This window comes from Kitasatospora sp. NPDC001660 (assembly GCF_053596725.1).
Genome location: NZ_JBSFGU010000005.1, coordinates 259,978 through 271,495 on the forward strand (window position 1 = coordinate 259,978; position 11,518 = coordinate 271,495).

Below are 11,518 nucleotides of genomic sequence, written 5' to 3' on the forward strand. Positions count from 1 at the left end.
GGCGGCCGCACCGGTGACGGATGCGGCCGCCGTGACGCCGGCGGCGGCGAGCAGAGCGAGGCGGTCGCGCCACGACGTTCTCAACTCGGCCTCCGTGGTCGCGGACCGGGCGTCGGCGCCGTCAGTGCTGGACGCCGGTGGAGAGGCTGAAGTGCGCGAAGTAGGCGTACTGGTCGGTGGACGGCCCCCAGGAGGTGTCGTGGCCGCCGTAGAAGGTGGAGAAGAAGACGCCGCTGAACGGGATCGAGGCGAGGTCCGGGGCGCCCGCGCCGGGCTGGGTGAACACCTGGCTGCCGTCGAGCCAGACGGTGATGTCGCCGCTGTTGCGGTCGACCAGCTGCTCGACGCTGTGCCAGGCGCCGTCGGCGGGCCACTGCCAGGAGCCGAGGCCGAGGTCGACGCCGTAGCCGGTGGGGCCGGAGTTGGTCGGGGTGTAGAGGTACACCTCGCCGTTGCCGATCCCGGAGCCGGGGTTGCGCCACATGTAGCGGGTGGACCAGGCGTTGCCGTGGTTGCCGCCGGAGGCCTCGCCGGGGGAGCCGCCGTAGAGGCCCGGGAGCTTGCCGGCCTTGCCGAAGTCGAAACCGGAGGGCAGCTTGAGGCTGTACTTCAGGTCCAAGGTGGTGGAGTTGGCGAGGTCGCCCAGGCCGAGGGCCGGGAGGTCGGTGTAGAACTGGCCGCCGCCGCTGGAGGGGCAGTCCGAGCAGGAGTTGGCGGAGGAGCCGGCGCCGTAGAACACCTGGAGCGCGGAGCCGTCGCCGGGGGCCGCCGGGTCGTTGACGAGGCTGAGGTTCTGCTGACCCCACTGGCCCGTGCCCAGGGTGCCCCAGGCGGAGGTCCAGGTGTCGGTGCCGTAGCCGGTGAAGTCGCCGGTCCAGGCGGGTGCGTCGGTGGTCTTTGCCTCTACGGCGGTGGCGGTCTGAAGGGGAGCGGCGGCGAGGAGGGCGAGGGAGGTGCACAGGGCGGTGAGCAAGCGCTTCATGACGATCCTTTGGCTGACGGCGGGGAGTCGTGCTGCGTCGTGCAGGGGCCGCTCACCATGACACGACCGTGGACGTGTTCCAGTCAAGAGTCTGGACGAAGTTCAAGAATGTGAACACTTTCGGGGTTTCGGTGCCGACGGCCCGGCTATATTGCTCGCAGCCAACGCCGCGCACGTGAACAGGGAGGCCTCCGATGGCGCAGCCGAGCCCCGCCGCCACCGCCGCAGCGGGCGTGAAGTCCGCCGTCCGCACGATCGAGGTGCTGGAGTACTTCGCCGAGCGCCCCGGACTGCACAGCCTCGCCGACGTCCAGGAGGCCCTCGGCTACCCGAAGAGCAGCCTGTACATGCTGCTGCGCACCCTCGTCGACCTCGGCTGGGTGGAGACCGACCTGACGGGCACCCGGTACGGCATCGGCGTGCGGGCGCTGCTGGTCGGCACCGCCTACATCGACGGCGACGAGGCCGTCGCCGCCACCCGCCCGGCGCTCGACCGGCTCGCCGACGACACCACCGAAACCATCCACCTCGCCCGCCTCGACGGCGCCGACGTGGTCTACCTCGCCACCCGCGCCTCCCAGCACTACCTGCGCCCGTTCACCCGGGTCGGCCGGCGGCTGCCCGCCCACGCGACGGCCCTCGGCAAGGCGCTGCTGGCGACGCTCCCGGACGACGAGATCGAACGCCTGCTGCCCGAGCGCCTTGAGCCGCTGACCGACCACACCCACACCTCCCGGGCCGCCCTCCTCGACGACCTCCGCGCCATCCGCGAGCGCGGCTACGCGACCGACCGGGAGGAGAACACGCTCGGCCTGTGCTGCTACGCCGTCGCCGTGCCCTACCGCACGCCGGCCCGGGACGCGGTCAGCTGCTCCGTCCCGGTCGCGCGGCTCACGCCGGGGCGCGAGCAGATGATCCGCGACGCGCTGTTCGAGGCCCGCGAGCGGCTGGGGCTGGCTACGCGTCACCTCTGAGATCGTCGGCCCATCGCCGCAGGGCGGCGAAGTCGTCGGCCGTCAGCCCGGTCCGGTCGTCCACCCGGTGGAGGAGGGCCGGGCCGCCGTGGTGGGCGTGCGTCCAGGCGCGGTCGGCGTCGGTGATCTGGTCGTCGACCCATGCGAACGGGCGGCCCTTGGCCCAGGCGACGATCTCGGGCGTCTTCCAGAACACGCCGTTTGGTGGTTCGGGCCGCGGTTCGGACCAGGTGATGACGGGCAGCGCGGGCAGCCCGAGGAGGGGCGCGATGAAGTCGTTGGCCTCGTCCTCCCACGTCGTCGCCCACACGAGATCGAAGGGGAGCGCGGCGAGCTCCGCGCCGTGCTCGGGATTGAACCAGACCCGCAGCGGCTTCGGGGGCTTGTTCGGCAGCCCCCACTCGGTGAGCCGCCGCCGTTCGGCGGCTTCCCAGCGAGGGGTGAGGATCCGGTGCGTCTCGTAACCCGCCGGCCGCCGGTGCGGCTTGCGGGCGGCCGGGTTGAGCGGTCCGTCGACGTCCAGTAGCAGCAGCGGCCGCATCGGCCTACCCCCCTCCGTGATCTTTCAGGGACGGTAGCCGTGTTGGGCCGCTGGTGGCGAGGGAATTACGAGACGCTCGGCCGGGGAGCCCGGCCGAGCGCGTCTCGGTGCTCGGGTCGGTTCAGACCTCGCCGAACTCGCCGGCCCGGACACCGGCGACGAACGACCGCCAGGCCTCCACCGGGAAGACGAGGGCGGGGCCCTGGGGGTCCTTGGAGTCACGGACGGGAGCGAGGCCGGGAAAGTCTGCTGTCACCTCGACGCAGGTACCGCCGTTGTTGCTGTAGCTGCTCTTGAACCACGCGGCGTCAACCAGGCTTACAGGGGGGATCATGACATTCCTCTCACGCCTTGTACTTGCGGATTATCTCCAGTGATGCGGCCTTGGGCAGCGCTTCCACCTGAAGCTGATGGTAGTCCCGCTCCCAGGCCCGAGCGGTCTCGTCCGGCCTGAAATGCGAAGGAGCTCCTCCTCCGGATCGGGGGAGGAGCTCCTTCACGTTCGGCCAGACGGCCTGCTCGGCATTTGGTGTGGCCAACTGGACGTGAAGCTCGGCAAGGGCGGTCCGGGGTTGGCGAGGGTGACTTCTGCATCCGTCAACTCGCGTCACCATGACGGGTGTTATGGCATGCCTGAACCTACCTTCTCGACGGCGGTGCGGATGGCGGTGAGGTCCCGGTGGGAGGCCAGGCCGAGGTGGTAGAAGCGCAGTTCGGTCGCGCCGGCTTCCGCCAGGTCGGTGCACCAGGCGGGCAGGTCGGCGGGGTCGCCGCCGAGGCCGGCGACGGCGCCGACGGTGGCCGCTACTCGTCGGCCGGGGGCGGCGTAGGCGCGGACGGCGTCGAGAGCGGCCGGTGAGCGGGTGGGGGTGAGCAGGACGGGTGCGGCGGCGTGGGCGTCCTCGGGGGGCAGGCCGGGGGAGGGGCCGAAGCCGAGTGGGTCCGGTTGGGCGTGCAGGAGGACGGGGAGGCCCGGGCGCTCGGCCGCTACGGCCGCGAGGACGGACCGTCGCAGCTCGGCTGCCGCGCGCACCCGCATCCGGGCCACGGCCGCGGCCGCCTCGGGGTCGAGCGCCGCGTCCTGGGCGGTGCCGGCGAAGACCGGGTCGAGCGCGTCCCGCACCTTCGCGCGCAGGGCCCACGGCTCGGCGCCCTCCGCCTGGTAGCCGTCCCGGCAGTGCCGGCAGAAGCAGAGTGAGAACAGCAGCCGGGCCGACTGCGGCAGAGTCACCCCCGCGACCTTGTCGTGCGCGTGCAGGTGGTCGAAGCCGTACCAGCCGCAGGACTCCAACTCCAGCCCGGCCAGACCGGGTTGGGCGGCGACCTCGGCGGCCAGCGTGGCGCAGTAGAGCCGCACGGCGGGGGAGGAGACGCACAGCGCCCACGGATAGCGGTCGCCGTAGGCGTTGAGCACCGCCACCCCGGGGTGGCGTACGCCGAGGCGCTGCCCGTGCGCGAGGACCGCCCAGGCGTACACCTCCACCCCGGCCTCGGCCAGCGACTTCGCGGCCCGGCCGAAGGAGCGCGGCGACCACGGCGCCTCCGCGGGCCGGGGCCGCCCGGCGCCGGACCAGCGGTCCTGGTCGGGGCGGTAGTAGACGGCGGCGTGCTCCGCGGTGACGACTTTGTGGCGCGGGTGGCGGGGCGTCAGTGCGCGCACGCTGTGGTACGCGGCGGCGACGGCGGCCCGGCGGATGCCGAGCCCGGTGAGGCGCTCGCCGCAGGCCGGGTCCCCGTCCGCGTCCCAGGGGTAGAGGTACGCGCCTACCTCGACGGGCCCGCGCCCGGCTCCGGTCACGCCAGCGCCTCCCGCGTGCGGTCGACGAGGTCCAGCAGTGCCCTTACGTGCTCCGGCGCCGGTTCCGTCAGCGGCGCGCGCACGCCTCCGACCGGGTGTCCCACCGCCCGCGTCGCGGCCTTGACCAGGGACACCGCGTAGCCGGGCCGCAGGTTGCGCAGCCCGACGTAGGGGCGCAGGAAGACCTCGATCAGCGTCGTCAGCGAGGCCCGGTCGTCCTCGGCGAAGGCGCGGTGGAAGGCGAGCGCGACGTCCGGGGCGAAGCAGAAGACGGCGGAGGAGTAGAGCGGCACGCCGATGGCCCGGTAGGCGAGCTGGGTCATCTCGGCGGTCGGCATGCCGTTGAAGAACAGGAAGTCCGGGTGCCCGGCGGCGCGGACGGCGCTGACGGTGCGCAGCATCCGGTCGAGGTCGCCGAGCCCGTCCTTGAAGCCGATGACGCCGGGCAGTTCGGCCAGGCGGGCGACGGTGTCGGGTTCGTACGCCGTCCGGTCGCGCTGGTAGAGGATCAGGTCGAGCGGTGTGGCCTCGGCGAGTGCGGTGATGTGGCGGACGAGGCCGTCCTGGCCGCCGTCGGGGCCGTACGGCGGCAGGACGAGCAGGGCGTCGGCGCCCGCGTCCTGCGCGGCGTGGGCGTACTCGACGGCGATCGCGGTCCCGTAGCCGGTGCCGGACACGACGGGCACGCGTGCGCCGGCCGCGTCGACGGCGACGGAGACGCAGCGTTCGTACTCGGCGGGGGCGAGGGCGGGGAACTCGCCGGTGCCGCAGGCGGCGAACACGGCGGCGGGACCGTCGTCGAGGCGCGCGTCGAGGTGGGCGCGGTAGGCGCCGGGGTCGAAGGAGCCGTCGGCGCCGAAGGCGGTGACGGGGAAGAAGAGGAGCCCGTCGAGCGGGGGCGGGCCGGTGCGTGCGGGCACGGGGTGGGTCCCTTCGTGGAGAGCGTCCAGCGGTGGGAACACCGAGGAGCGTAGGAGGGCCCGCACGCGGAGGTCAAGGGATCGGCGTTCTCATATCTGAATGACAGTCATTCTTGTGAACTATATTCAACCTCTGTGACCATGGACCCGGACACCCGTCCCCGGCCAAGGGAGTCACCGTGCCCCGCATCCTCGTCACCGGCGCGGCAGGCGCCGTCGGTACCCTCATCCGACCCCGGCTCGCCCGCTCCGGCCGCATCCTGCGGCTGCTCGACCTCGTGCCCCTCGACCCCGGCGAGGGCGAGGAGGCCGTCCAGGCCTCCGTCACCGACGCCGACGCGATGCGCGCGGCCTGCGAGGGCGTCGACGCCGTGATCCACCTCGGCGGGATCTCCCTCGAAGCCCCCTGGGAGCGGATCCTCGACGTCAACATCCACGGCACCTACACCGTCTTCGAGGCCGCCCGCCGCGCCGGCGTGCCGCGCGTCGTTTTCGCCTCCTCCAACCACGTCGTCGGCTACCGCACGCCCGCCGAGTACCCGCTCACGGCCGACACCCCGCCGCTGCCCGACACCTACTACGGCGTCTCCAAGGCGGCCGGCGAGGCCCTCGGCGCGCTCTACCACCACCGGTACGGCCTCGACGTCGTCTGTGTCCGCATCATGACCTGCTTCGCCGAACCGCCGAACCCCCGCGCCCTCTCCACCTGGCTCTCCCCGGACGACTGCGCCCGCCTCCTGGAGGCCTGCCTGGCCGTCGAGAAGCCCGGCTACCGCATCGTCTACGGCGTCTCGCCGAACACGCGCGGCGGCTGGGTCTCCCTCGACGAGGCCCGCGCGCTCGGCTACGCCCCGGCCGACGACGCCGAGGTCCACGCCGGGGCCGTGCACGCCGCGCACGGGCAGCCCGCCCACGACGACCCCGTCTTCGCCCACCTGGGCGGGCACTTCACCTTCCCCGACCTCGACGCCGACCACCTGTGAGGACCCGTAGTGACCACGTACGCCGCCGCCCAGGACTGCCCGCCCGCGCTCCGTCCGCCGGACCTGCGGTGATCCCGCAAGGGGGTGGGCAAGGGTCAGGCGCGCAGGCCGAGTTCGATCTGCTCCAGCGTGCGGCCCTTCGTCTCCGGCACGAGGCGGAGGGTCAGCACCAGCAGCACCGCGTTGACCCCGGAGAAGACGTACATCGAGGTGCCGGTCCCGAGGTGGTCGTGGTCGGACATGATCGGGTAGACGGCGGTGACCACGCCGGTCGCCGCCCAGAGCACCACCGCCCCGACGCCCATCCCGGCGCCGCGCGCTTTGAGCGGGAACACCTCCGCCATCATCACCCACACGACGGCGCCCCAGCCCAGCTCGTACCCGGCGAGGTAGAGGACGAGCAGCACGACGGTCAGCGTGCCGAGGGTGCCCTTGTCGTGGACGTGCGTGACGACCCAGCCGGTCAGGCCCAGCGTCACCACCATCACGGCGCTGCCGATCAGCAGCAGCGGCTTGCGGCCCCAGCGGTCCACGACGAACACCACCCACGCGGTGAACGCGAGCTTGGTGATGCCGAGGATGATCGCCGAGAACAGCGCGGTGTTGGTGGTGAGCCCGAGCGAGACGAGCATCGTGGGGAAGTAGGCGTTGATCGCGTTGACGCCGCTGAACTGCTGCCCGACCGCCAGCAGCAGGGCCACCAGCAGCATCGGTCGCATCCAGGGCGCCCACAACTCCCTTACGCGGTAGATGGTCTGCGCGGCGTCGAGGCGGATCACCTCGCGGATGGAGGCGAGTTCGGCCTCGATCTCCCCGGCCGGGTGGGTGGCCGCGAGGACGGCCCGGGCCTCGTCCTCCCGGCCCAGGTTGACCAGCCAGCGCGGTGTCTCGGGCAGGAACGCGAGCCCGGCGACCAGGATCACGGCGGGCACCAGCGCGCCGGCGAACATCCAGCGCCACAGGCGGTGCGGCTGGAGCCAGTAGTCGACCAGGAACGCGATCAGGATGCCGTTGACGATGAAGATCTGGTTGAGCGAGCCCATCGCGCCCCGGATCCGCGCGGGCGCGAGCTCGGACAGGTACGTCGGCACGGTGGCCGAGGAGAGCCCGACCCCCAGGCCGAGCACCGTCCGGAAGCCCACCAGCGCACCGAAGCCGGGTGCGAGGGCGCACGCGAGCGTGCCGACGATCACCACGCCGCCGGCCGCCGTGATCGTGCGCCGGCGGCCGATCCGCCCGGTCAGCCGCGCGGCCAGGCCCGCGCCGAGCACGGCGCCGGCGGACAGGGAGGCCGTCAGGACGCCCTGTTGGAAGCCGGACAGCTGCCAGGACTTGGCGATCACGACGAGGATGCCGGCGATCACACCGAGGTCGTAGCCGAAGAGGATGCCGCCGAGTGCGCCGAAGGCGTACAGCGTGACGGGATGGATCCTGCGGGGAGTGGGGTCGGGCCGACTCATGGGGGATCGCCTCGTCTCGGGGGTGGCGTGCGAGTGGTGGGTGCCGTGCGAGGGAGGTGCGGTACCCCCGGAGTGAAGCGGGCGGCGGGGGACAGGTCAAGACCTCTTGTCCACATCCGCGAATATTCATGGCGCTGAATATGATTGTGTGGGTCGGTATTTGGCGATTCGCCCGTTCAAATGAATGAACTGCAAACCGGATTCGGAACGCTGGGGCGCTCGGGATGCGCGGAAACGACGATGGCCCCTGCCCGGGTGCGGGCAGAGGCCGTCGAGGGCTCGGTCGTCGCCTAGACCGGACTGCCGGGCTTGGCGGAGTCGCTGGGCTTCACCAGGCCCGACCACGGGGTGAGGGAGGTGTAGACGCACAGCGCCTCGCGGTCGTCGAACAGCCACCAGCGGCCCTGGCTCGGGTAGAAGTACCCGATCGCGCCGCCCTCCGGGACGTCAGCGGAGTTCGTCCGGGCCTGGCACAGCCGGCGCGCACTCTCCTCGACGCTCGCCATTCCGGGGTAGGAGCCGCCGCCGGGGAGCGTCACCGCGGCGTAGACCTCCAGCCGGTGCGGCTGGGCGCACGGGACGACCTGGTAGTGGTCCGACCCGCTCCGGTACGCGTGGATGTCGTCGGCGGCGCAGTCGCCCGCCTTCAGGTACCAGGAGCCGGCCCGCCCCGCCACGACCGGGTGGCCGTCGGCGCCGCGCGTCGGGCCCGACGTCAGGTCGCGGTAGGCGAAGGCCATGATGCCGCCGACCATGGCGAGGACGAGGGTCCAGGTGACGGAGAGCACCAGGCCGGCGGCGGCGAAGCCGAAACCGCCCTGGCGGCGGCGGAAGATCCGGCGGAACGAGCCGACGGCGAGGCCGACCGACACCAGCGACATCGGCGGCAGGAACCCGATGAGCCCGAGGATGAAGGAGGTGACGGCCATCCCGCTGACCTTGGCCTTCGGCTGCGGGGCGACGGGCGGCGGGACGGGGGCACCGGGCACGCCGGGCACGTACGGCGGCCAGGCCTGGTGCCCGGCGACCGGCCCGAACTGCCGCCCGGCGGCGAGTCCGGCGCCGGCCGGGCCGGTGGCGTACGGGTTGGAGTTGACGTCCGGAGCGGGGGGTGCAGCGGCAGGCCGAGCGTCCTGCGGCTTCGGCTCGGCGCTCGGCTTCGGCACGACGTCGGGGGCCGGCTGGTCGGCCGACGGACCGGTGGCGGGTTCGGCGGACGGGTCGTCAATGGGCCGTGACACGGTGGCTGCTTTCCCCGGGGTGTTCGGTGGGCGAAGGGCCCGCTCCCGGCGGGCCGCCCGGCGAATATAGCCGATGATCAGACTGCCGCTTTCCCGAGATCTTCGGTAGGCGAAGGACCCGGCCTCCGAAGGCACCGTCAGTCCGAGAAGTCGTAGCACTCCCAAGGCGCGACGAAGGTGCCCGGTGCCACGAAGGCCTCGGGGATCCCGGCCAGTCGGAGAAACGATTCGCCGCCCTGCCGGACGCCCCCGAACGGGTTGTCAGCGCGAATGCGACGCCAGGCTCAGCACCAGGTGCGCCGACTCCGGGTGCTGGAAGTCCGAGTGCGCGCCCGCCGGTGCCAGCCGGGTGGCCGGGCCGCCCCGGTACACCTCGCTCGCGTCGACGTTCACGATCGGGTGGTCCAGCACCTCGTGCGGGTACGGCGAACCGGTCGGGCGCAGCGGTGTGGAGAACTGGTGGACCGGCGCGACGCCCGTGCCCGAGTGCCCGATGCCCGGCCGGCCCTCGGCCCGCAGGTGCCAGAAGCCGGTGGCGCGGTCCCAGCGGGAGTGCGTCAGCACGAGCGGCCCGCGCAGCGGCGCGGCGCGCCGGGAGCCGACCGCGGACTCGGGGAACAGCCGGGGGAAGAGCCGGTCGAAGGCGTCCCGGGGCGCGGCCATCTGGAAGAGCAGCGCGCTGTCCACGGTGAACGGCCGCGCGGGATCGCCCGGCCGGCTCCAGCTCAGCACCCGGGGCCCGGCGGGCCGCTCGGCCGCGTACTGGACGGCCTCGCACAGGAACCGCCCGCCGAAGGAGTGCCCGACCAGGTGCAGGTACTGGCCGTTGCGGTTGGCCAGCACCGCGGGGTCGGCCGGGTGGCCGCGGCCGGCGTCGAGGTACCCGAGCAGGTGGCCGAGCACGTACCCGGCCTGGCCGCGTCCCGGCGCGCTCATCGCGTGCGCCCGTTCGCGGATGCGCCGGTACCCGCCGAGCGAGGGGAGGCTGGACGAGGGCCAGCGCACCACGACGCACCACGGCCGGTACCCGCGCGCCAGACCCGGGTAGGCGCCCGGGCGGGCCCGGTGCAGGTCGGCGGCGCGCGAGAGCAGCGCCGCAGCAGCACGGTCGGCAGCCGCGGCGCTGGTCTGCCAGCCGTGGACGTACACGTAGATGTCGGTGGCCCGCTCCGGCACGCGCAGGTGCCGGGCGAGGTGGTCGGCGACGCGTGCCTCGGGCACCGGGGTCCGGGTGCCCGGGACGAGCAGTCGGCCGTCCTCGTCGAGGTCCACGGTGGCGGGACGGACGGCGGGCGCGGTTCGCGTCGGCAGGGTCCGTGCGGGGCGGGTCAAGGCGTGAGCTCCAGGATGCTGTCGATGCCACAGTGCAGGGAGTAGGTGAGCGCGAGCGGGTTGCCGTGCTCGCGGGCGAAGCGCCGCACGAGGGTCTGGGTGATCTCGCCCGCCGTCAGCCCGCCGGTCAGGTAGAGGTCGAGGAAGGCGAACGCGTACTCGGCGGCGAACACCTGCGGGATCTCGATCTGCGGCCCGAGCACGCCCTCCGCCCCGAGGTCGACCAACGCCCGCCCCAGGTGTTCGAGTTCGCCTTCCGTGGACTGCCCGGTGTGGCAGGCGTTCAGCAGCACGAAGGGCCGGAACATCGCCTCCGGCGCGTCCAGGTGCCGGCGCCGGTGGCGGCGCACGAGGTCGGCGTCGATGTGCCGGTCGTCGGAGAGCCGGACGGCGAGCTGCTTGAAGGCGGAGCCGTCGGCGACGAACTGGCCGTGGCACCAGAAGTACATGACGTCCTCGTCCAGCACCGCGCGCGACAGCGCGTCGAGCAGGCCGCGGGACTCGGTGCGGACGGTGAGGTGCGAGCGGTCCTCCAGCAGCTTGCGGACGTCGGGGGCGCGGCCGATGGATTCGAGGGTGTCGTCGGTGTTGAGGCTGGTGACCGGCCGGGGGCGGGCCGGGTGGGGCGGCTGGATCGGCGGGTAGGCGGTGCCGGTCTGCTCGACCTGGTGGCGGTGGCCGAGGAAGTCCGCCCAGGGGGCCGGGTGGCCGTCGTGGCCCGGGCCGCCGTCGACGGCGAGCATCGGCCACGGCAGGTGCAGGTCGGAGTCGAAGCTGACCCGGAGCGGGCCGTGCTCGGTGAGCGTCCGGTTGAGGTACTCCCGGAACACCGCCAGCTCCCGGCCCGGCCCTTCGAGCATCGTCTCCAGGAAGTACCGCCCCTCCTCGGCGAGTTCGGCCGCCCGGCCCTCGGCGACCGGCCGCAGGTGGGAGACGTCGACCGCGGAGGCGAACGGGTAGTCGTCCGGCATGCCGAAGTCGTCGACCGTCGCGTAGCGGACCAGCTGGTCGCGCCAGGTCGTGCGCAGCCGGGCGGCCTTGGCGAGGAGCCTCGTGCCCGTGATCGCGAGGTCCGCACGGTGCGGGCGGGTGCGCGGGGTGCGCTCGCCGGGCCGGAACGCGGAGATGTGCAGGGTGTCGTCGCGCTGGCGGCGCAGCGAGACGATGAGGTCGAGGGGGAGCGGGTCCTTCGGGTCCCGGGGGTCGGCCTGGCGGGGCAGCCGGGTGTAGTCGGCGGACGGGTTCTGCCGGATCTCGACGAGGAGCTCCTGGGGCACGTGGGTCACT

Annotated in this window: 11 protein-coding genes; 2 read left to right on the forward strand and 9 right to left on the reverse strand. The window is 73.1% G+C overall.

The features are described 5' to 3' along the window. Positions 1 to 121: 121 nt before the first annotated feature. Positions 122 to 982 (reverse strand): polysaccharide lyase, encoded by an 861-nt coding sequence (locus ACWCXH_RS08235; protein ID WP_449800540.1) that lies wholly within the window; start codon positions 980 to 982, stop codon positions 122 to 124. 194 nt (positions 983 to 1,176) lie between these two features. On the opposite strand from ACWCXH_RS08235, the gene ACWCXH_RS08240 reads away from it, so the two are divergent. Beyond that, the gene (locus ACWCXH_RS08240) at positions 1,177 to 1,956 is read left to right on the forward strand and encodes an IclR family transcriptional regulator (protein WP_449800541.1); all 780 of its coding nucleotides are present in this window, start codon (positions 1,177 to 1,179) and stop codon (positions 1,954 to 1,956) included. Here the strand turns inward: ACWCXH_RS08240 and ACWCXH_RS08245 are convergent. From ACWCXH_RS08245 to ACWCXH_RS08260, 4 genes are all read right to left on the reverse strand, one after another. After that, positions 1,940 to 2,497 (reverse strand): HAD domain-containing protein, encoded by a 558-nt coding sequence (locus ACWCXH_RS08245; protein ID WP_449800542.1) that lies wholly within the window; start codon positions 2,495 to 2,497, stop codon positions 1,940 to 1,942. The two genes, ACWCXH_RS08240 and ACWCXH_RS08245, sit on opposite strands and share 17 nt — an antisense overlap. Before the next feature lie 121 nt (positions 2,498 to 2,618). Continuing rightward, the gene (locus ACWCXH_RS08250; protein WP_449800543.1) at positions 2,619 to 2,831 is read right to left on the reverse strand and encodes a DUF397 domain-containing protein; all 213 of its coding nucleotides are present in this window, start codon (positions 2,829 to 2,831) and stop codon (positions 2,619 to 2,621) included. Between the two features lie 288 nt (positions 2,832 to 3,119). Beyond that, complete coding sequence (locus tag ACWCXH_RS08255) at positions 3,120 to 4,295, reverse strand: hypothetical protein (RefSeq protein ID WP_449800544.1); 1,176 nt, start codon at positions 4,293 to 4,295, stop codon at positions 3,120 to 3,122. Beyond that, positions 4,292 to 5,215: a 5-dehydro-4-deoxyglucarate dehydratase gene (locus ACWCXH_RS08260; RefSeq protein ID WP_449800545.1), complete on the reverse strand. Its 924-nt coding sequence runs from the start codon at positions 5,213 to 5,215 to the stop codon at positions 4,292 to 4,294. The genes ACWCXH_RS08255 and ACWCXH_RS08260 overlap by 4 nt, the downstream gene beginning before the upstream one ends. Positions 5,216 to 5,394: 179 nt before the next feature. On the opposite strand from ACWCXH_RS08260, the gene ACWCXH_RS08265 reads away from it, so the two are divergent. Continuing rightward, positions 5,395 to 6,198 carry an NAD-dependent epimerase/dehydratase family protein gene (locus ACWCXH_RS08265; protein ID WP_449800546.1) on the forward strand — a complete coding sequence of 268 codons (804 nt, stop codon included), beginning with the start codon at positions 5,395 to 5,397 and terminating at the stop codon, positions 6,196 to 6,198. Between the two features lie 95 nt (positions 6,199 to 6,293). Here the strand turns inward: ACWCXH_RS08265 and ACWCXH_RS08270 are convergent, their stop codons facing one another. The 4 genes from ACWCXH_RS08270 to ACWCXH_RS08285 all read right to left on the reverse strand — a co-directional run bounded on the left by ACWCXH_RS08270 (position 6,294) and on the right by ACWCXH_RS08285 (position 11,508). Continuing rightward, positions 6,294 to 7,658: a sugar porter family MFS transporter gene (locus tag ACWCXH_RS08270; protein ID WP_449800547.1), complete on the reverse strand. Its 1,365-nt coding sequence runs from the start codon at positions 7,656 to 7,658 to the stop codon at positions 6,294 to 6,296. 290 nt (positions 7,659 to 7,948) lie between these two features. Next, positions 7,949 to 8,899 (reverse strand): hypothetical protein, encoded by a 951-nt coding sequence (locus ACWCXH_RS08275; protein WP_449800548.1) that lies wholly within the window; start codon positions 8,897 to 8,899, stop codon positions 7,949 to 7,951. Between the two features lie 261 nt (positions 8,900 to 9,160). Further along, entirely contained in the window at positions 9,161 to 10,231 is a 1,071-nt protein-coding gene (locus ACWCXH_RS08280) for a hypothetical protein (protein WP_449800549.1), read from the reverse strand. Next, on the reverse strand, positions 10,228 to 11,508 hold the full coding sequence (locus ACWCXH_RS08285; RefSeq protein WP_449800550.1) for a CHAT domain-containing protein: 1,281 nt from the start codon (positions 11,506 to 11,508) through the stop codon (positions 10,228 to 10,230). Before ACWCXH_RS08285 ends, ACWCXH_RS08280 begins: the two co-directional genes overlap by 4 nt. Positions 11,509 to 11,518 lie beyond the last annotated feature (10 nt).